The sequence below is a fragment of the Streptomyces yunnanensis genome, from assembly GCF_029011865.1.
GTDB classification, from domain to species: domain Bacteria; phylum Actinomycetota; class Actinomycetes; order Streptomycetales; family Streptomycetaceae; genus Streptomyces; species Streptomyces yunnanensis.
The window spans coordinates 9791281-9808459 of sequence record NZ_CP095749.1 but is presented as its reverse complement, the minus strand read 5'-3'; the positions used below and the strand labels follow the sequence as shown (position 1 = coordinate 9808459).

At 69.6% G+C, this 17179-nt stretch carries 18 protein-coding genes and 2 pseudogenes; 7 read left to right on the top strand and 13 right to left on the bottom strand.

Going from position 1 to position 17179, the window contains the following annotated elements:
- Positions 1-47: 47 nt before the first annotated feature.
- Both MOV08_RS42875 and MOV08_RS42870 read left to right on the top strand, forming a co-directional pair.
- Positions 48-878, top strand: a complete 831-nt coding sequence (locus tag MOV08_RS42875; RefSeq protein WP_275311565.1) for an META domain-containing protein — start codon at positions 48-50, stop codon at positions 876-878.
- Between the two features lie 213 nt (positions 879-1091).
- Positions 1092-2051 (top strand): alcohol dehydrogenase catalytic domain-containing protein, encoded by a 960-nt coding sequence (locus tag MOV08_RS42870; RefSeq protein WP_275311564.1) that lies wholly within the window; start codon positions 1092-1094, stop codon positions 2049-2051.
- Positions 2052-2152: 101 nt separating this feature from the next.
- On the opposite strand, the gene MOV08_RS42865 is transcribed toward MOV08_RS42870, so the two are convergent.
- The 4 genes from MOV08_RS42865 to MOV08_RS42850 form a co-directional block, all read right to left on the bottom strand.
- Complete coding sequence (locus MOV08_RS42865) at positions 2153-2725, bottom strand: dihydrofolate reductase family protein (protein WP_275311563.1); 573 nt, start codon at positions 2723-2725, stop codon at positions 2153-2155.
- Between the two features lie 184 nt (positions 2726-2909).
- Positions 2910-3650: an SRPBCC family protein gene (locus MOV08_RS42860; protein ID WP_275311562.1), complete on the bottom strand. Its 741-nt coding sequence runs from the start codon at positions 3648-3650 to the stop codon at positions 2910-2912.
- The gene (locus MOV08_RS42855) at positions 3647-4318 is read right to left on the bottom strand and encodes an ArsR/SmtB family transcription factor (RefSeq protein ID WP_203232759.1); all 672 of its coding nucleotides are present in this window, start codon (positions 4316-4318) and stop codon (positions 3647-3649) included. Before MOV08_RS42855 ends, MOV08_RS42860 begins: the two co-directional genes overlap by 4 nt.
- 283 nt (positions 4319-4601) lie before the next feature.
- Positions 4602-5360, bottom strand: coding sequence for a class I SAM-dependent methyltransferase (locus tag MOV08_RS42850; protein WP_275311561.1), 759 nt, complete (start codon positions 5358-5360; stop codon positions 4602-4604).
- Positions 5361-5445: 85 nt separating this feature from the next.
- On the opposite strand from MOV08_RS42850, the gene MOV08_RS42845 reads away from it, so the two are divergent.
- Positions 5446-6027, top strand: coding sequence for a TetR/AcrR family transcriptional regulator (locus tag MOV08_RS42845; protein WP_275311560.1), 582 nt, complete (start codon positions 5446-5448; stop codon positions 6025-6027).
- A 276-nt stretch (positions 6028-6303) separates the two neighbouring features.
- Here the strand turns inward: MOV08_RS42845 and MOV08_RS42840 are convergent, their stop codons facing one another.
- A complete protein-coding gene (locus MOV08_RS42840; RefSeq protein WP_338057367.1) occupies positions 6304-7347 on the bottom strand; it encodes a PLP-dependent cysteine synthase family protein in 1044 nt (347 codons plus the stop codon).
- 134 nt (positions 7348-7481) lie between these two features.
- Between MOV08_RS42840 and MOV08_RS42835 the strand changes: the two are divergent.
- A pseudogene (locus tag MOV08_RS42835) lies at positions 7482-8015 on the top strand (aldo/keto reductase); the annotation flags it as partial.
- A gap of 116 nt (positions 8016-8131) precedes the next feature.
- On the opposite strand, the gene MOV08_RS42830 reads toward MOV08_RS42835, so the two are convergent.
- Entirely contained in the window at positions 8132-9013 is an 882-nt protein-coding gene (locus tag MOV08_RS42830; protein ID WP_275311559.1) for a trypsin-like peptidase domain-containing protein, read from the bottom strand.
- A 490-nt stretch (positions 9014-9503) separates the two neighbouring features.
- A complete protein-coding gene (locus tag MOV08_RS42825; protein WP_275311558.1) occupies positions 9504-9887 on the bottom strand; it encodes an AQJ64_40280 family protein in 384 nt (127 codons plus the stop codon).
- Between the two features lie 392 nt (positions 9888-10279).
- Here MOV08_RS42825 and MOV08_RS42820 point away from each other — a divergent pair, with 392 nt between their 5' ends.
- Entirely contained in the window at positions 10280-10822 is a 543-nt protein-coding gene (locus MOV08_RS42820) for a GNAT family N-acetyltransferase (protein ID WP_275311557.1), read from the top strand.
- Here MOV08_RS42820 and MOV08_RS44320 read toward each other — a convergent pair.
- Positions 10806-10937, bottom strand: a pseudogene (locus tag MOV08_RS44320) (IS5 family transposase); the annotation flags it as partial. The gene MOV08_RS42820 and the pseudogene MOV08_RS44320 sit on opposite strands and share 17 nt — an antisense overlap.
- Before the next feature lie 375 nt (positions 10938-11312).
- Here MOV08_RS44320 and MOV08_RS42815 point away from each other — a divergent pair.
- Positions 11313-11678, top strand: a complete 366-nt coding sequence (locus MOV08_RS42815; RefSeq protein WP_275311556.1) for a hypothetical protein — start codon at positions 11313-11315, stop codon at positions 11676-11678.
- Positions 11679-11712: 34 nt separating this feature from the next.
- Entirely contained in the window at positions 11713-12186 is a 474-nt protein-coding gene (aac(6'), locus tag MOV08_RS42810; protein WP_275311555.1) for an aminoglycoside 6'-N-acetyltransferase, read from the top strand.
- A gap of 193 nt (positions 12187-12379) precedes the next feature.
- On the opposite strand, the gene MOV08_RS42805 is transcribed toward aac(6'), so the two are convergent.
- The 5 genes from MOV08_RS42805 to MOV08_RS42785 all read right to left on the bottom strand — a co-directional run bounded on the left by MOV08_RS42805 (position 12380) and on the right by MOV08_RS42785 (position 17123).
- On the bottom strand, positions 12380-13285 hold the full coding sequence (locus tag MOV08_RS42805; RefSeq protein ID WP_275311554.1) for an NADP-dependent oxidoreductase: 906 nt from the start codon (positions 13283-13285) through the stop codon (positions 12380-12382).
- A gap of 137 nt (positions 13286-13422) precedes the next feature.
- The gene (locus tag MOV08_RS42800; protein WP_275311553.1) at positions 13423-13986 is read right to left on the bottom strand and encodes a DinB family protein; all 564 of its coding nucleotides are present in this window, start codon (positions 13984-13986) and stop codon (positions 13423-13425) included.
- Positions 13987-14037: 51 nt separating this feature from the next.
- The gene (locus tag MOV08_RS42795; RefSeq protein ID WP_275311552.1) at positions 14038-15057 is read right to left on the bottom strand and encodes a bacteriocin fulvocin C-related protein; all 1020 of its coding nucleotides are present in this window, start codon (positions 15055-15057) and stop codon (positions 14038-14040) included.
- A gap of 359 nt (positions 15058-15416) precedes the next feature.
- Positions 15417-16097, bottom strand: coding sequence for an adenosylcobinamide amidohydrolase (locus MOV08_RS42790; RefSeq protein WP_275311551.1), 681 nt, complete (start codon positions 16095-16097; stop codon positions 15417-15419).
- Positions 16098-16259: 162 nt separating this feature from the next.
- Positions 16260-17123, bottom strand: coding sequence for a geranyl diphosphate 2-C-methyltransferase (locus MOV08_RS42785; protein WP_275311550.1), 864 nt, complete (start codon positions 17121-17123; stop codon positions 16260-16262).
- Positions 17124-17179 lie beyond the last annotated feature (56 nt).

Sequence of the window (17179 nt, the reverse complement as noted above, 5' to 3'; positions counted from 1 at the left end):
GGGACGGCGACGCGTCGGCCGGCGCCTCGGCCACCCCGTCGCCGGCGATGCCGCGGCCGGCGGGTGCCGGGGGGCTGCTGTCGGGAGGCGTCTGGGCGATCCAGGCTTTCTCGATCGATGGCCATGAGGAGACCCTGCCGAGCCAGGCCAGGGGATGGATTGCCCTTCACGACGACGGCACGGCATCGGGCAGTTACGGCTGCACGCCCTTCCACGCGCAAGCCGAAGTGACGGCGACACACCTCACGTTGGGCAAGGAGGTGACTCCCCTGCCCGCCCCCTCCCGCTCCCCCGCCCCTCCGTCGGAAGGTCCGGGCCCGTGCCACCCGGAGGACATCGCCGCCGATCCGACACTGGCAGACTTCGAGAAGAAGGTGAAAGCCGCCTTCAGCGGCGAGCTGTCGCTTTCCACGAAGCACACCCCCGGATACTCCCGCGAACTGCACATGAAGAACCAACAGGGCCACGACATCCAGCTCGCACAGGCAAGGCGCGCGGACTTCTTCCAGATCAGGTGGCAGCTCGTCGACACCACCTTCTACGACGAGCACGGCCCGGAATTCGCCGCCGGCGACCAGATGTACTTCGACTTCCACGACAACGGCCAGGTGAGCGGCAAACTCGGCTGCAACGACTTCACCGCCGAAGCCACGTTCACCGGCACCCATCTCTACTTCGACGAAGCGGAACTGACGACGCAGCACACCTGCAGCGACAAGGTCATGAAAGAAGAGGCGAGTGTCCTCGCGACCCTCAAGAAGTCACTGAACTACTCGTACTGGGCGGAGCCGGAAACTCTCAGCATGTCCCTCAACGAGGACTTGGCGTTTCCCGCGAGAGAGCACGGGTTCAGCTTGCGCGGGATACCGCGACGGTAGGAGAGAACCGCACCGGCGGCCAGGGCCCAGGCCGTATCCGACGCATGAGCTTCAACTCCGGTGACGGCAGCGGCGGATACCCATGCGTCGGCGTCCCGAACCACGTCGCCGGCAAGGGATCCGCGGGGAGCGGTATCGCGCCGATTCTCCGGTGGTGCGGCCCGGGGCATGCCTCCTGCTGGCGCGCCGCACCGGGAGAGTAGATTCGCCGGCATGCGAGCAGTGGTGATCGACGGTAAGGGTGCGTTCCGGCTCGAACAGCGCGCGGATCCGGTGGTCGGGCCCGGCCTGGTGACCATGCGGGTGCACGCCGCGGGGCTCAACGCGGCCGACCTTCAGCAGGCCCGGGGTGACTACCCGGCACCACCAGGCTGGCCGGCCGACATCCCCGGGCTGGAAATCGCCGGTGAGGTCGAGCAGGTCGGTGCGGGGGTCACGGGAGTGAGCGTCGGCGACCGGGTCATGGCCCTCGTGGGCGGCGGTGGCCACGCCGAGCGGATCGCGGTGCCCGCCGACGTGCTGCTGCCGGTACCCGCCGGGTTGTCCTGGCAGGAGGCGGCAGGTTTCCCGGAGGCGTTCAGCACCGCATGGGACGCGCTGGTGGTCCAGGCCGGGGTGCGCGCAGGGGATCGGGTTCTGGTCACCGGGGCCGCGGGTGGCGTCGGCACCGCCATGGTGCAGGTGGCCGCCGCTTCCGGCGCCCATGTCGTGGCAAGTGCGCGCCGGGCCGAACTACACGGCCGACTGAAGGAACTTGCCCCCGCCGGCAGCTCCGTAGAGGTGGTGCTCCCCGGTCAGGAGGGCGGACGGGCGCCGTATGACGTCGTCGTCGAACTGGTCGGCGGGGAGGACTGCTTGCGGCGGGTCGCACTCTTGCGCACTCGGGGGAAGGTCCTCGTCGTGGGCGTTCAGGGCGGGGCGGTGGCACCGTTGCGGATGTTCGACCTGATGCTTGCGCGCGCCCAGCTGATCGGCACCACCATCCGAGGCCGCTCCCCCGCGGAGAAGGCGCTCCTCGCGGCCACGGTGCGCACCCGCGTCGTCCCGCTGCTGGCCGAGGGCCGGCTGCGGGTGCCTGTCGACGTGGCCTTCCCGTTGGACCGTTGCTCCGACGCCTACGCCCGGTTGGCCGGTCCGGGGAAGTTCGGCAAGGTCGTCATGCTGCCATCGTGACTTCCCCGCCGGCCGCCGGGCCCCGCAGCCGTCATACCGCGGGGCCCTGACCTGCCGGCTTCGATCGCGTCGCCGCTGTGCAGCGCGTCCGCCGGCGCCGGTCAGCGGACGACGTCGAGGACCTGCTTCTGCAGGCCGTTGCTGTAGACCTCGTGCTCGACCAGCTTCAGCTTCTGGGTGTCCTTGTCCGTGGTGCTGAACAGGCGCTTTCCGGCGCCGAGCAGCAGGGGGTAGACGAGCAGGTGGTAGCGGTCGATCAGGCCCGCGTCGGAGAGGCCGTGGTTCAGGGTGGCGCTGCCGTGGACGATGATCGGGCCGCCCTCGGTCTCCTTCAGGGCAGCGACCTCGTCGAGCGAGCGGAGCACGGTGGTCCGGCCCCAGTTCGCCACCAGGTCCTGGTCGGTGAGGGTGGTGGAGACGACGTACTTCGGCATCGTCCTGTAGTGCGCGAACTCCTCCATGTCCGGCCAGACGGGGCTGAACGCCTCGTAGCTGGTTCGACCCAACAGCATCGCGGTGGCTTCCTGCTGCTCCCGCCCTTTGATCTCGAACGCTTCGGGGACGAACTCGATGTCCTTGAAGGTCCAGCCGGAGTTGCGGTAGCCGGGCTCGCCGCCCGGGGCCTCGACGACGCCGTCGAGCGAGATGAAGGCGGTACTGATCAGGGTGCGCATGGGTGACTCCGTGCTCTCTCGTGTGCGGTGTCCGGTGCTCGGCATGCGCTCGGGCATGACGGGCCGAAGCGTCCGGCGGTAAGGGGTCGGGGAGCCGCCGCCGGGGCGGCGGTTCCTGCGGCGGCTCGCGTGACGGGGTTCGCCGGGAGCTTGTCCGGGCGGACGCGTCGTGTGCTGTGGGGGGTCAGGCGAGAAGCCCGGTCAGCCACTTCTGCCAGGCGGTCTCGGCACCGTCCGTGTCGGCGCCGAACAGGTGGTGGAACATCAACACCGGCCCGCCGGTGCCGTGGTGGAAGGCGTAGAGCCCGTCGTCGGTCCGGATCGCGAAGCGTTCGTCGTCCGCCCAGACCACCTCGCCGTTCAGCGGCGGCAGGCCCGCCGGCTGCGCGTGTACCGGCGTGCCCGCGGACATCGAGGCCGGCAGCGACAGGGCGCGGGTGAGTGCCGCCGTCACCTCTCGTGGCGACTGCTCCTGCGGCATCGCCAGGGCGAAGACGGGGACGGCGGTGCGGCCGGGGAAGTGCGTCAGGTACTCGCGCAGGGTGTGGAGGTGGAAGGGCCAGCCGCGGCGCAATGCGTCGTACTCGTCCTCCCAGTCGTCGCCCAGCAGGCCGCTGTGGACCACGCGCAGCACGGTGCTGCCCTGGTCCCGACCCTCGATGAGGTACTCGAAGGCCATGAACCGGCCATCCTCGCCGGTGCCCGTACGGGTGGCGAATCGCGTACCAGGTTCGTAGGCGGTGACCACCGCCTCCTCCCGGTGGCCACCGGTGTCCATGGCCGCGGTGCCGCCCTCGCGCGGCTCCACTTCGTTGCGGCCCATGAACCAGGAGTCGATCCCGGGTCCGGTGGCGATGGCGTCCCAGACCTGCTGCGGGCTCGCCGGCAGGGTCGACTCCAGCTCGATCTCGAATGGGTGCGTCATGGTCGGTGGTCCTGTCCTGCTCCGGATTCCGTTGCGTCGGTCCCCCGGGGCTGTTGCGGATCGGTCTGCGCGTCCTTGTCGGTGAGCTGTGGTGCGGGGATCTGGTGGAGGCCGACGACGACCCGGTGGCTGCGGCCCCCTGGGGCGGACTCGTCGTGGTAGCGGCCGACGAGGGCCGTCACGGCCCGGGTCAGCTCGTCCGCGAAGGCCGTCCGGTCGGCCGCGGAGGCGAACCGCACCTCGGCGTCGACGGCGAAGGTGGCGACCCGCTTGCGGGCCCGGGCGGCACCGGTCAGCAGCGCTCCCACCTCCTGCACCAGCCGGGATCCGAGCGCCAGCAGCCAGCGGGCGGAAAGCTGGTCCGGCGACCGCGCCGGATCGGGGCTGACGGCGGCCAGGGCGCTGGGGGAAATCACGTAGGAGGCGGCGGTGGCGCGGTAGATCCGCTCGGTGACGTTGCCCTTGCGGCGTTCCTCGGCCAGTTCGACCAGCCCGTGCCGCTCCAGCTCCTTCACGTGGTAGTTGACCTTCTGCCGGGGCAGTCCGAGGCGGCCGGCCAGCATGGCGGCCGAACCCGGCTCGGCGAGGGCGGCGAGGATCCGGGACCGTATCGGGTCCAGGGACGCCTCGGCCGCCGCGGGTTCTTCGATCACAGCGACTTCCAGCACTGCTCCAGGCTGCATCCGACAAATATTTTTGTCAAGGAAGGAAGAGTTGTCGGCGGCGGGGCTGGCACGGCGGTCACGGGCTGCGCCGGGTCGCGATCCCCACGTCGACCGCGCGGCACCAAAAGTCACGGGACACGGAGGCGATGTCGATCCCGGGCAGATCCAGGCCCGGGGGAGCATCTGACTGCGGACGTCCGCCCCGGCCATGACCACGGAGAGCAATGCCCCCGGGGGGGCTTCCTCGGGCGTGCCGAGAAAGCCCCCCGAGCCTGGCTGCGGTCGATCACGTCAGTTCAGCGGTGATCCGCCAGAAGGGCAGGAGGACCCTGTCGTTCTCGTCGACGGCCACGAGGTCGCCCTGCTCCGAGCCGCCCGAGACGGCAGGCGCCAACTTCTGCCACTCCTGGTGGGTCAAACCGGTGGTGTAGTGGCGGGACTCCATGCGTCGGATCGTCCAGTCGTCGCGGAGGGCCTCGCGCAGGCTGCGCTCGTCCGTGGCGGCCGGCATCTGCAGATGAGCGGCCAACTCGCCGCTGAAGCAGAGGACATGAAGCGTTGCGCCGGGGGCACACACCTGACGCAGTCCAGCCAGGTACGCCCGTCGCTGCTCGGCGTCCAGGCAGTGCAGCATGGCGCTGTCGACGACCGTGCGGAAGCCGCCAGGGACGCCGCTGGCCTGCAGTTCCGTCGCGTCGGCGACCATGAAGGTCACCGGGCTGCCGGCGGCGACGGCCTTGGCCCGGCTGCGCTCGATCGCGGAGGGGGCGGCGTCGAAGGCGGTCACCTGATGGCCGCGGCCGGCCAGGAACAAGGCGTTGTCCCCGAGGCCGCAGCCGCATTCCAGAACCGGCCCGGTGATTTCACCCGCCGCCTCCAGCTCGACGACCAGTGGCTGGGGGGCGTCCAGTTGCCAGGGGATCAGGTCCGTCCGGCGCTCGCCGTCCGCCCCGAAGGCGACCTCGCGCCCCTGGTACATCGCCTCGAAGTCCAATGCCGGCTCCTGGCCGCCTTGGTGGTCATGCGCGGTGTGCAGATCGGTCATTCAACCCTCACCTCTTCTAGTAGACGAGGTTGTTCACTAAAGCGAGTGTAGGCAGAAGGGAACGTCAGCGTCTACTGTCGGACCCATGGCAGAGAGTGCGACGCCCGGCCGCCGCCGGGGTACGGAACTGGAGCACGCGATATACGTCGCGACGCTCGACGAGCTGGCCGCGAACGGCTACGGCCGACTCACCATGGACGGCATCGCCACCCGTGCCGGCACAGGCAAGGCCGCGCTCTACCGGCGCTGGCCCGGCAAGCAGCCCCTGGTTCTGGACGCCCTGCGCTACGCCCTGCCCCCGCTGCCCGAACCGAACCCGGAGCACTCCACCCGGGACAACCTCGCCGGCGCCCTGGGCGCCTTCAACGACGTACTGTCGGGCAGAACCCTCATCCCGGGCATCGAGTTCATCGTCGACATGCTGCACGAGCCGGAACTGCGTGCCATGTTCGCCGAGAGGATCATCACGCCACGCCTGGAACGCATCGAAGCCATCCTGCGCGCGGGCGTGCACAGCGGCGAGTTCGGCCCCGAGATCGTCCACCCGCTGGCCGCCCGCACCGGTCCCGCGCTGATACTGCAGAGCTTTCTGCTCACCGGCGAGCCCCCGAGCCCCCGGGAGATCGACCTCATCATCGACACCGTGCTCCGCCGGACGGCCATGTGACGGGGTGGCGGCGCGTGTCCCCTCCACTTTGACGGGCGCGGCGCGGCCGAGGGGCGCCCGAGGATGCGGCCGAGCCGCCTGTGCCCGTGCGCGACGAGGGTGACGGCCTCGCCGAGGGAGTCGAGCAGGGTGTCGAGGGCTCGGCGGGCGCCGACGCCGGGACGCGGGCGACGAGCACCTCACCGAGGCAGTCACCAACCGGCCCAGTCACACCGAAAGTGAAGTACGGTGCGGCCAGGCTCAGATGACGGCATGTCAATCTCCAGCGACCTCGGCTCACGTGTCTGGTGACCTCGGCTCAGGGTCGATTCGGTCGGCCTCCTGCGCGCCACCGGCCGGGAGGTCGTCGCCGATCTGCTCGCGCAGCCACTCGTCGTCGTACACCTTGCTCAGGTAGTTGCGGCCGGAGTCCGGGATCACCACGACCATCAGGTCGTCGGGGCCGAGCCCGGCGGCGACCCGGAGCGCGGCGGCCACCGCGGTCCCTGCGGACGCGCCCACCAACAGCCCCTCCTCGCGGGCCAGTCGGCGGGCGGTCAGCAGTGAGTCGCGGTCGTTGATCCGCTCGAAGCGATCCACCACATCGGTGTGGAACGACTCCGGCCAGGAGTCGTCCACCGTCTCGGGGTGACGGAACAGGCCGATGCTCTCCACGGCGTACGCGGTGCCGGGCCCGCCCGAGTAGACGGATGCTTCCGGGTCTGCGCCGATCACCTGGACCCGGCCGCCGCTCACCTCCTTGAGGTAGCCGCCCGTGCCGCTGATCGTGCCACCGGTACCGACACCCGCCACCAGATGTGTGATGCGGCCCTCGGTCTGTCGCCACAGCTCCGGGCCGGTACTGCCGTGGTGCGCGCGGGGGTTGGCGGGGTTGTTGTACTGGTCGACCAGCCATGCGCCGGCCGTGGTCCGGGCGATCCGCTCCGCCGCCGACCTGGGGTGGTCGGGGTGCTCGCGGGGCACGTCGCCGGGGCAGACCACCACCTGCGCACCGTAGGCGCGCAGCACCGCCACTTTCTCGGCGCTGCTCTTCTCCGGCAGGGTGAACACACAGCGGTAGCCGCGCTGGGCTGCCACCATGGCCAGGCCGACCCCGGTGTTGCCCGAGGTGGTCTCGACGATGGTGCCGCCCGGTCGCAGCAGTCCGGCGTCCTCGGCCGCCCGCACCATGGACAGCGCGATGCGGTCCTTGACGCTTCCGCCCGGGTTGACGTACTCCAACTTCGCGTAGATCGGCGTGGAAAGGCCCGCGGTGATCCGGTTGAGACGTACCAGCGGGGTGTTGCCGACCACGTCGACAAGGGATTCGTAGACGTCCATCGCAGCAGTCTGCCGTAAAGGCCGAAGATCGGGAGCAGCCTCCCATTCGTCGTCCTGGTTCGTGCGGCGGGTGGACGGCGGTGGCGTGCGTAGCCGGCGGTGTGTGGTGCGTCGCAGGGTGCCGGCTGCTCTTCGGGCGTGTCCGCATGTCCGAGGCCGGGCCCGAGACGATCCGGCGCGCCCATGCGGTGCGTCCCCTCGCCGCAGTCCAGTCGGAGTACTCGCTGTGGGCCCAGCACCTGGAGGCGCGGGTGCCGCCGCCGTTGCGAGAGCCGTGCATCGGCCTGGTGCCGTTCGCGCCGTTGGGGCGCGGCTTCCTGACCGGCGAGGTACGCTCCGAAACCGCCTTCGCCGAAGGTGACTTCCGCCGTGACAACCCGCTGTTCACCGGCGGGAACTTCCGACGCAACCTGCGGATCGCCGACGAGGTGGCGGCCGGCGCGGCGGAGGCGGATGCCACGCCGGCGCGGGTCACCCTGGCCCGGTTGCTGGCCCAGGACGGGGACATCGCGCCCCTCCCCGGCACCAAGCGGGTCGACCGTGTGGAGGAGAACACCGCAGCCGACCGGATCGAGTTGGCCGCCGCGCACATCGAGAAGCTCAACAGCCTCCCCGCGGCCGCAGGCGCCACCCACCATGAAGCCGGCATGCAGCTTTTGGAGCGCTGATCAGGTCCGCCCCTCCCCCGCCCCCACGGCCAGGTCCCGTGCACGCGATGCACGCACGGGACCTGGTTCCTCACTGCCCGCGTCCGTCGAGCGCGGATTCCGTCAGCAGCCGTCCGTCAGTGACGGAGGCTCGACGGCTTGGGCAGGGTGCAGCCCGCGGCGTTCAGGTCGAGCTTGTTGCCGGTGCCGAAGCACTTGGGGATGCCGTAGGTCTCCTCGGCGTAGCCGATGCCGTTATGGACGGTGACGTTGCCGTTCTCGTCCACCTCGCACGGGTTGTTGACGGTGCAGCGCTCACCGTTCTCGTTGATGGTGTTGTTGATGGCGGTGACCTTGCCGGTGGAGTTGTCGATCACCGGCGAACCGGAGGTGCCACCGATCACGTTGCACTCCCGGGTGTAGCGGACCGAATCCTTCCAGGTCCAGTCGCCCTCCTTCAGCGTGGGCGCGAACCCGTCGATGCTGCAGGTGTACGTCTTCTTCCAGTAGCCGGAGACGACGCTGATCCCGGCCCCCTTGGTGGGGTGGTCGGTGGAGAGCTCCAGCGGCTTGATCCCGTACTTCTGCTCGATCTGCGCGTAGGTCGAGCCGGTCTCGTAGAGCGTCACGTCGGTGTCGGTCATGGTCGCGTAGGAGACCTTGGTGGCCTGGATCGAGCCCAGGTCGCCGGCCGACTTGTCCAGGACGGTGAAGCTGCGACTGGAAGGTTGGTCGACTATCACCTGGCCAGCGGTGGGCATCCCGCTCTCCAGGCAGTGGCCGTTGGTCATCACCAGCGCCGGGTCGTTCGGCTGCGAGGTGGGCATCTTGACGATCGATCCGGAACAGTCGTCCAGCGCCACCGTGCCCGCGAAGTCGACGGCCTGGGTCCGCGGCGGCTTGGGCTTGTGGTGCGCGGCGGCGCCGACCGGGGCCGCGCCCGCCGGGGCGGCGGCGGTCACCAACGCGGCGGCTCCCAGCACGGCGGTGGCCAGGGTGCCGACGAGAGGTCGATACATGTGGGGGTCCTCTCAGTTCTGTGTCCGGAGGTCCACGGCGTCGGTTCCCCTCCGCCACTCCGGATTTGTCACGCGCATTCTGTGCTGGAGTGCGCTCCAGGGCAATGGGCTTCCGAGAACAGTGGAAAATTGACCGGAGATCACAAAGGTACGCTGCCTCAACGGAGTTCAGCGGTGCGCACGGAACACCCGTGAGACTTTCGGTCGTGCGTACTGTCTTCACCGCCGCTGACCCGCGCCCGCTCGACGGATTGCTTGTTGTCCACAACTGCGGTGTCCCACAGCTCTCTTGTGGCCGTAGTTGTGCCCATGGGTTCGGCGAGGAGGTGGCGGGCGGTGGTGGACGACGAACCTCGCCCTGATGGTCAATCCGGCAATCACCGCCGCCACTGAGGGTTCAGCCTCGGCGTGCGCTGCCGCAACAGGCCGGGCTGACGCGAGATCAAGGGCCCGTATCCGCCTCGCGCGAGGCTTCCGAGCAGGCTCTGGGTCAGGTTGCGGGACGAGTGCCCCATGCGTTCTGGAGAGCCGGCTGCACGCCCTCCCCAAGAACAAGGCGCGTCATCCCACCTGGCAGGGTGGGCAGCTCAGCCCAGTGCGTCACGGTTTCAGCGCTGGCAAGGCCATAGGGCAGACGGACAACCCCGTCGGAGTCGACGAAGCAGTCCCTGTGCTCCGCCCCGTCCTCGCTCCAGTGCAGAGTCGTGAAGTACATCGGCATCACCAACCAGAATTCCTCGCCCAACGCCGCATCGGAATCAGCCGAGCTGTCGGCTGGATACCGGCCCGTGATCGCGGCTGCCACCGGTGTTCCGCTCCGAGGCAGCCTCTCGCGTGCGTCCACCCACGTGACGACGTTGTTCAGGTTCGTCATCTCCACCCTCACTCAGGCACTCGGCGAATCTGCTTCTGTCCCTATGCCGGCACGTCGACGAGGACACTCACCGCCCCGCCCCCACCCCCGCCCTCGGCATCCGACAAGACCACCCGGCGCTCACAAAGGTTGCTCGGGCCGGAACGAGCACGCCCCACGGGTGCATGGAGCGCTCAATGTCGACTGGTCCCCAGCCCGAGGCCCGGCTGCGGCCGCTGCTTCCGGTGACGGCCGGGGCGTTCCACGGGCACTCGACCAGCGGAATCAGCCAAGGCAGGGGGACGTCGTGACGGATGCTGATGCGTCCCAGCAGGTGAGGGGGTGCAAGGGCGTGTTTCGAAAGTGCCTGGCGAGGATGGCGGAGGGCCCATTTTCTGATCCAGAATGATGGGATGGTCACGCTTGAGACTCCCCGTTTGATCCTGCGTCGCTGGCGCGAGGAAGACGTTGCGCCCATGGCTGCCGTCAATGCCGACCCCGAGGTCATGCGGTGGATCCGTGACGGCAGCGTCCGTGACGAACAGCAGACTCGCGGAGGGATCCAGGCATGGGAGCGCGAGTGGGAGTCACAGGGCTTCGGCCTGTTCGCCGTGGAGATCCGGTCGACTGGCGAGCTGGCCGGGTTCACCGGCCTTTCGGTACCCGGCTTCTTGCCGGAGGTACTGCCGGCGGTTGAGGTCGGCTGGCGACTGGGACGTTCCCACTGGGGGCAGGGCTTGGCCACCGAGGCCGCTGCGGCCGCTGTACGGTTCGGATTCGAAGAGCGAGGGCTGGAGCGGATCGTCAGCATCACTCAAGTGGGCAACGACGCCTCCGAACGGATCATGACCAAACTGGGGATGCACCCGGTCCGCGAGACCGTCAATCCCGCCGGCGGCCGGCGAGTCCGGGTGTTCGAGTTGTCGTCGGACCAGTACGTCACGACCACTCGTTGACGGCGGCAACGAGGACGGCAGCCTCGTAGCGGACCGCGAGTTTGTCGTACCTGGTGGCCACGGCTCGATGTCTCTTGAGGCGATCGATGCCGCACTCGACCGCGTGCCGGGCCTTGCAGTCCTCACATGGGGCTCTCGGATGGGCGGCGGACGGCGACGAGCGGACGTCGCATGCCGACCACATGGCCGCCGGGTGCGATGACGGGTCACAGGGCGCGGGAGGAGAAGAGGTGCCGTCCCGGGTCGTCACGCAGATGACGGGGGGGTGAGAAGCCGACGGGGTGCGAGAGGCCGTCGAGTCAGACCGTGTCGGCGGACTTTCAGTGTAGGGAGGCCGACCGAGGTGGCGAGCTGCGGTCGTCTCCATCTGCAGAACCGTGAACTCCGACGGAGCTGCTATTCGGAACTGCACCGGGACGCACGGCAGTTTGCCACGGCCCTCAGCCGTCACCTGTACGTCATGCGCGACCGTACGCCCGGGGACGGGGACATGCGGGCGCTGGAAGAAACCAAGGACGCCTACCGTGACCGATGGTCCGAGGCCCTGATGATTGCGTCCGAGGCCGTGATTGCCCCGGCTCACGAGCTGAACGAGACACTGGCCCGGGTCCATGGACAGGTCAAACGCCTGGAGCAGGGCAATCACCGGCCAGACGAAAGCCTGCCATCGGCCGCTGACGCACAACATGCGCTGTGGTCCTTGATAGACGCCATGCGAGAGGCGATGCGTCGTGATCTGGGCATCACTGGGGAGGCTGGTGGCGAACCCGCGCGTCGGTCCCAGTCACCTTCTTCCGGCGACCCCACGGCCTTGACCAGGGTCTTCATGGAAACGCGGGATGGTCCCAACCCCTAGACCAGGGGTCTCGTTGCCGAGGGATAATGGAGGTATGGAGCTGCGTGGGGATGACGTCGTACTGCGGCCGGTGGGAGACGGCGAGGGTGAGGTTCTCGACGGGATCGTGAGAGAGCCGGAAGTCGCGGCGTGGTGGTCTCCCCCGGAAGACTACGAGGGCATGCTCGCCATCGTCTTCGAGGGCGAGGTCATCGGTGCGGTGCAGTTCGAGGAAGAGACCGATCCCGAGTTCCGCCGTGCCGGCATCGACATCTTCCTGACCGCACGACATCACGGGAAGGGGCTGGGTACCGACGCGGTGCGCACACTGGCCAGGTGGCTGGTGCGGGAGTGCGGCCATCACCGGCTGACCATCGATCCTGCTGCGGCCAACACCGCGGCGATCCGCAGTTACGGCAAGGTCGGGTTCAGGCCGGTGGGGATCATGCGCGCGTACGGGCGCGACCACCAGACGGGACTCTGGCAGGACGCACTGTTGATGGACCTGCTTGCCGAGGAGTTGACCTGACGTGCCCTGACCTGACGGGCGGCTTCCGAACACCTCGCGTGAGGCGGTGTCCGCTCCCGCCGTCACCAGTACGTCTCTCTCCCCTCCCCCTCGCTGCCATCCTCATCCGGGCTCGGCGAGGGTTCGGGGAGCGTCAGGCCCGGGGCGGGTGCCGGAGGGCCATGGGCATGCATGGGCATGGGCGTGGGCGTGGTCAGAAGGTCATGGCGATCTTGCCGGACAAGTTGCCCTGGAGGAAGCGTTGGTGCGCAGCTCGGATGTCCTGCAGGCCGTAAGCGGAGTGCACACGCAACCGCAGTGAGCCGTCGTCGACGAGCTTGGTCAGTGCGCTCAACCCGGTGCCGTCCTCGTGCACTTGGTTGACGGTGGTGCGCACTCCTCGTGAGGACAGGTCAGGGACCGGACCGGCTTGGGTGGCGATCGAGGCGTACCGGCCGCCGTCCTTCACAGTCTCGGTCAGGAAAGCCCCGAAGGTGTCGAAGACCGCGTCGTAACTGCGGTCCTGAAACGCGTCGGGGTCGGTGGCGACAACGCCCGCGCCGTGGTCGCGGGCGAAGGCCACCTGCGTGTCACGAGAGACCAGCGCATCGACCTCGACGCCTCGTGCCCGGGCCATCTGGAGTGCCAGCCCGCCGACCGCACCGGCGGCACCGGCAATCAGCAGCCGTTCGCCGGCAGACACCGCAAGCCAGTTCAGGGTCTGCCAGGCCGTCAGCCCGGGGAGCGGCAGAGTCGCGGCCTCGACCAGACTGACCGCCTGCGGCGCGGCGGCCACGGCCTTTGTGGGGAGTGCGACCAGGTCGGCCCAGGTGCCCCGTCCGGAGCTGAGCTGATGCGACATGGCGATGACGCGTTCCCCTGCGCGCAGCTCGCTGTCTCCCCCGTCGACCACGACGCCGGCCAGGTCCCAGCCGAGCGTCATCGGCAGCGGGGGCGTCCCTGCGCCGATGGCTCCTTCTCGGGTCTTGTCGTCGACGGGATTGATGCTGGTCGCGATGGTCCGGATCAGTACCTCTCCAGGGCCTGGTTCAGGTCGGGGAGCCTCGACGAGGGTGAGAACGTCGGGGGTGCCGAATTGATCGATCTGTATGGCGCGCACGGAGAGCCCTTCACACGACTGTTGCTGATGTGTCGTGCAACCCTCGTGATGATGTGGGGATTCCCGCCTCTGTCGCGCCGGCGGCCGAGCGTGCTCGATCTCGTCGATGCCGGGCCGGGCCGGACGGCCGCTCGGGGTCACACCCCGACCGCTCCGTCGATCCGTTCGCGGATCAGGTCGGCGTGTCCGTTGTGGCGAGCGTACTCCTCGATCATGTGGATGAGTACCCAGCGCAGGGAGACCGTGCCCCGCCAGGGATCCTGACCCTCGATGTCGAGATGCGGGGCATCGGCGACGCATGCCTCCGCGAAAGCGACCTCGGCGTGCCAGGCCGCCCAGGACTCCTCGACGGCCCCGGGGCCCGCGCCGTCGAAGTCGCCCTCGGGGACGTCCGTGGAGGAGAAGCGCAGTTCGACGTCGTGGCCGGCGAGCACGGCTCGGAACCAGCGGCGTTCCACGTCGGCGAGGTGCCTGACGAGGCCGAGGAGGGAGAGCGAGGAGGGGGGCACGGAGCGCACGGCCAACTCCGGTCCCAGTCCGGAGCACTTCAGCTTCAGGGTGGCGCGCTGGGCGTCCAGCATGGCCACCAGCATGCTTCGCTCGTCGCCGGTCGCGGGGCCGCTGAATCGGTGCTCGCTGTCGGTGCCTGTTTCGGTGCCGGTGCCGGTGAACAGTTCGATCCGGCGGTCGGGAATCTTCATGCTCGTATGGTGTGCCCCGAGTGGCCGTCCTCGGAACCCCGTCCGGGTCGGTCACTTGGTGCAGGTTCCGTTGCACTGGTACAGGCCGAGGAAGCCGCAGCCCGAGGTCACGCCGCAGAAGCAGCAGTTGCAGTGCGGGCCCTCCCACACGGTGCACCACACCGACGTGGTGCTGCAGTTGCAGGTGTCCTGGATGCCGGCGGCCGTCCGGCTCCGGCCGCTGTGTGCCTGGGTGGCGCCGGCGGGGCCGAGCGTGACCAGCAGTGCCGCGCTGTCCGCCACGCCGAACGTCTCCTTCGCCGCTGCCTCCACCGCCGAGATACGGCGTTGGAGTGCCGAGCCCTTGGTCGGCTCACCTGCCGCGAACGTGGCCTCGGAGCCTGCCAGGGCGAGTGCGTCCTGAAGGACGCGGCTCTGCTGCGCGGTCAGGGACGGATGGGCGGCCCGGAACGTCGTCAGGTGCTCGGTCCACACCCGGCTGCGCTCCGTCGGGGACAACTCCACCAGCACCGCCTGCCGCACCGCCGAGGGAAGTGGGGCGATGTCGGCGTAGGTGCGCGGCAATGTGTCTCGGTGCGCGGCGACCCAGGCACGGGCTTCGGTGTCTGCCGAGCGCGCGAATGCCGGTGTCCGTCCGGCGGCGGTGATGCCGACCGCTGTGCTGACGCCGCCCGCGAGCAGCAGGAACCGCTTGCGGCTCACGCCGGCGCGAGCCTGCTGTACGGCGGAGTCCGCGGCCGGAACGTTCCGCCCGGTGCGGGCCGCGTGGCGCAGCTCGCCCAGCGCCACCAGCACGCGACCGGTCGCCCGCACCCCCAGCCGACGCACCAGTGGCGGGGTCATCCGGGGGCCGGTCCAGGCGCGGGCCGAGCCGCCGGTCACCCGCAACAGGGTCGGCGCCCACACGGGGTCGGGGCCCATGGCTTCCGCGCGCCACCGTCGTACCGCTGCGTCGGTCAGCGGCATCACCTCCAACTTGCCCCTGCTGGCCCCGGCGACGGCGGACGAGACCGCCGAACAGGTGCCGCAGGAGGAGTCGAACGTCAGGATCCATCGTGTCGTGGTCGACATGTGCTGCCCTCTCGTCGGTGAGTGTGGGGAGCAGCTGCCGGTATCGCCGAACTGGAAGGCGCCTCGCGGGTGTTGCCCTGCGCCGACAGGGCGTGGCCCTTCCTGGGAAGGGCCGCAACAGCACGAGGTCGCTGACGGGGGAAGACGGCAGCGGCTTTCGGACAGCTGTGACTGTGGTGCGTATCGGCGGCCGAGGACAGGGGAAGTTCGGACATTTTCCCCTATCCATGCGGGTATCCATGCGGGTATCCATGCGGGAGTGACGTATGGGGTGATTGATCGCTTCAGGGCGTCATGCGTACGCGCTGCGCGGGTGCATGCGGCGGCGAGCGCCCGGGGATTTCAGTGCCGGCCGGGCGTCACGGCGCGTGCACAGCGGTCCGCACGGCGCGGTGGACGGCTCGGGCCAGGCGGGCACCCCACAGTGAGCGGGGACCTGCGAAGGCGTGGGGTTCTTCGCCCGGGCACGGTGCGCGGGCCGCGATGCACACGGCGTCGGTGGGCGTTCCGGAGCAGTCGTGGCCCGTGTTCAGCAGGGCCTGGACCTTGGCTTCGGTGGCGGTGACGACCGCGTTGACCAGCGCAGCGTCGGTCAGCGCCACGGGGAGCGCGACGACGATGTTGATCGTGCCGGGGCGGGCGGGCGTGATCGCGCCCTGGGCCGGGGAGGCGGCCCAGCCCCGTACGCCCAGCCCCGCGGTGGCGGTGGCCTCGACGCCTCCGTCGTGTGCGTGGCCGTAGGCCCGGACGTCGGCGGCCGTCATGAGCCCGACCCCCGGCCCCTCCATGTGGGCCTCGGCAGCGAGATCGGCGAGGTGCCGGTCGGGGTCGGTGCGTCGGTAGCCGTGGGACACCTGGGCGTTGAGGACCCAGGCGCGCTCCCCCAGTCCGCCGCCGAGTACGGCGCTGCTGATCATCCGCCAGCCCGCACCCGCCCGCCACAGCAGGGCGTGCAGCTGTTCGCCGTCCTCGGTGCGGGTGAGTTGTTGCGGTGGCAGCAGTCCGGTGGTGGTGCGGGGTGGTGGGATGACGGCGCTCACCGAACAGGCACTCCTTGTGTGGCCGGGGAGGGGGACGGCGCCGAGGCTGTCCGCACCGCCCGCCCCGGCACCGGGTGGCTGGCCGGGTGTCCTGCGGCAGGCGGTCTCGCAGGTCAGGCCCCGGACACGCAGCCAGACACGGTCGGACGCCGTCGGAAGGCGTCAGACGCGGTCGGCGGCGATGAGGAGGTAGTGGAAGCTGCCTTCGCGGTATGCGGTCAGGAACGGGTCTTCGACGCCAGTGGCGAGGGAGGACTGGGCGCGCAGCTCCCAGTACGGGATCGTGGCCGACGTGAGGTCGACGACGTTGATGGGGACGAGGCCGTTGGCGGCCATCGCCTTGAAGTAGGCACTGCGGGGGTGGATGTTGCAGGTGTAGTGCTCGTCGATCCGGCTGACCGCCTTGGAACGGCCGCCGGTCACGTCGTTGTAGCAGCCCGTGATGACGACGTAGCGACCGCCGAAGGCCAGTTGGCGCGCGTGCTCGGAGAAGAGCTGGAACAGGTCCACGTACATGGTGGACTCGTTGTTCCAGATGCCCTGAAAGGCTCCGGTCGGGAAGCCGGTGTCCAGCATGTTGCGGAAGTGGTAGCGCACCTTGTCGTCCACGCCCCGCTTGTGGGCCTGGCCGTTGGCGAAGTCGACCTGGGCCTGGGAGATGGACACACCGTCGACCTGGCAGCCGAAGCGCGCGTTGGCCATGATGCTGCTGCCGCCCCGGCCGCATCCGGCGTCGAGGAGGCGGTGCCCGGGGGCGATCGGGCCGAGGTGGTCGAGGAGGGTGTCGGCCTGTGCCGATTCCAGTCGGTGCAGTTCCTCGACGATGCGTGCGTCGCGGGTGTCCTCGGGGCCCTCCAGGACGGAGGGGTCGTAGTCGCCGAGCCCGTAGTGGTGGTGGTACAGGCCGTCGACGTCGCCCAGGCTCAGGTTGACCGGGTCCTTCTCGTTGTTCCAGTAGTCCGCAACGGACTGCTGGTAGGCCGTGCGCAGCACGGGGGCCGCGGCAGAGAGGGGGGCGGTGGTCATGGGGAGGCTCCTTGACTGCATGCGGAAGGACCGCGTGGGTGGCAACAAAGGGGGAG

Bases quoted from the DNA above. Each gene is read 5' to 3' on its own strand.
- MOV08_RS42875 (WP_275311565.1), top strand. From the start codon at position 48: ATGCCGCGGCCGGCGGGTGCCGGGGGGCTGCTGTCGGGAGGCGTCTGG.
- MOV08_RS42870 (WP_275311564.1), top strand. From the start codon at position 1,092: ATGCGAGCAGTGGTGATCGACGGTAAGGGTGCGTTCCGGCTCGAACAG.
- MOV08_RS42865 (WP_275311563.1), bottom strand. From the start codon at position 2,725: ATGCGCACCCTGATCAGTACCGCCTTCATCTCGCTCGACGGCGTCGTC.
- MOV08_RS42860 (WP_275311562.1), bottom strand. From the start codon at position 3,650: ATGACGCACCCATTCGAGATCGAGCTGGAGTCGACCCTGCCGGCGAGC.
- MOV08_RS42850 (WP_275311561.1), bottom strand. From the start codon at position 5,360: ATGACCGATCTGCACACCGCGCATGACCACCAAGGCGGCCAGGAGCCG.
- MOV08_RS42845 (WP_275311560.1), top strand. From the start codon at position 5,446: ATGGCAGAGAGTGCGACGCCCGGCCGCCGCCGGGGTACGGAACTGGAG.
- MOV08_RS42840 (WP_338057367.1), bottom strand. From the start codon at position 7,347: ATGGACGTCTACGAATCCCTTGTCGACGTGGTCGGCAACACCCCGCTG.
- MOV08_RS42830 (WP_275311559.1), bottom strand. From the start codon at position 9,013: ATGTATCGACCTCTCGTCGGCACCCTGGCCACCGCCGTGCTGGGAGCC.
- MOV08_RS42825 (WP_275311558.1), bottom strand. From the start codon at position 9,887: ATGACGAACCTGAACAACGTCGTCACGTGGGTGGACGCACGCGAGAGG.
- MOV08_RS42820 (WP_275311557.1), top strand. From the start codon at position 10,280: ATGGTCACGCTTGAGACTCCCCGTTTGATCCTGCGTCGCTGGCGCGAG.
- MOV08_RS42815 (WP_275311556.1), top strand. From the start codon at position 11,313: ATGCGGGCGCTGGAAGAAACCAAGGACGCCTACCGTGACCGATGGTCC.
- MOV08_RS42800 (WP_275311553.1), bottom strand. From the start codon at position 13,986: ATGAAGATTCCCGACCGCCGGATCGAACTGTTCACCGGCACCGGCACC.
- MOV08_RS42795 (WP_275311552.1), bottom strand. From the start codon at position 15,057: ATGTCGACCACGACACGATGGATCCTGACGTTCGACTCCTCCTGCGGC.
- MOV08_RS42785 (WP_275311550.1), bottom strand. From the start codon at position 17,123: ATGACCACCGCCCCCCTCTCTGCCGCGGCCCCCGTGCTGCGCACGGCC.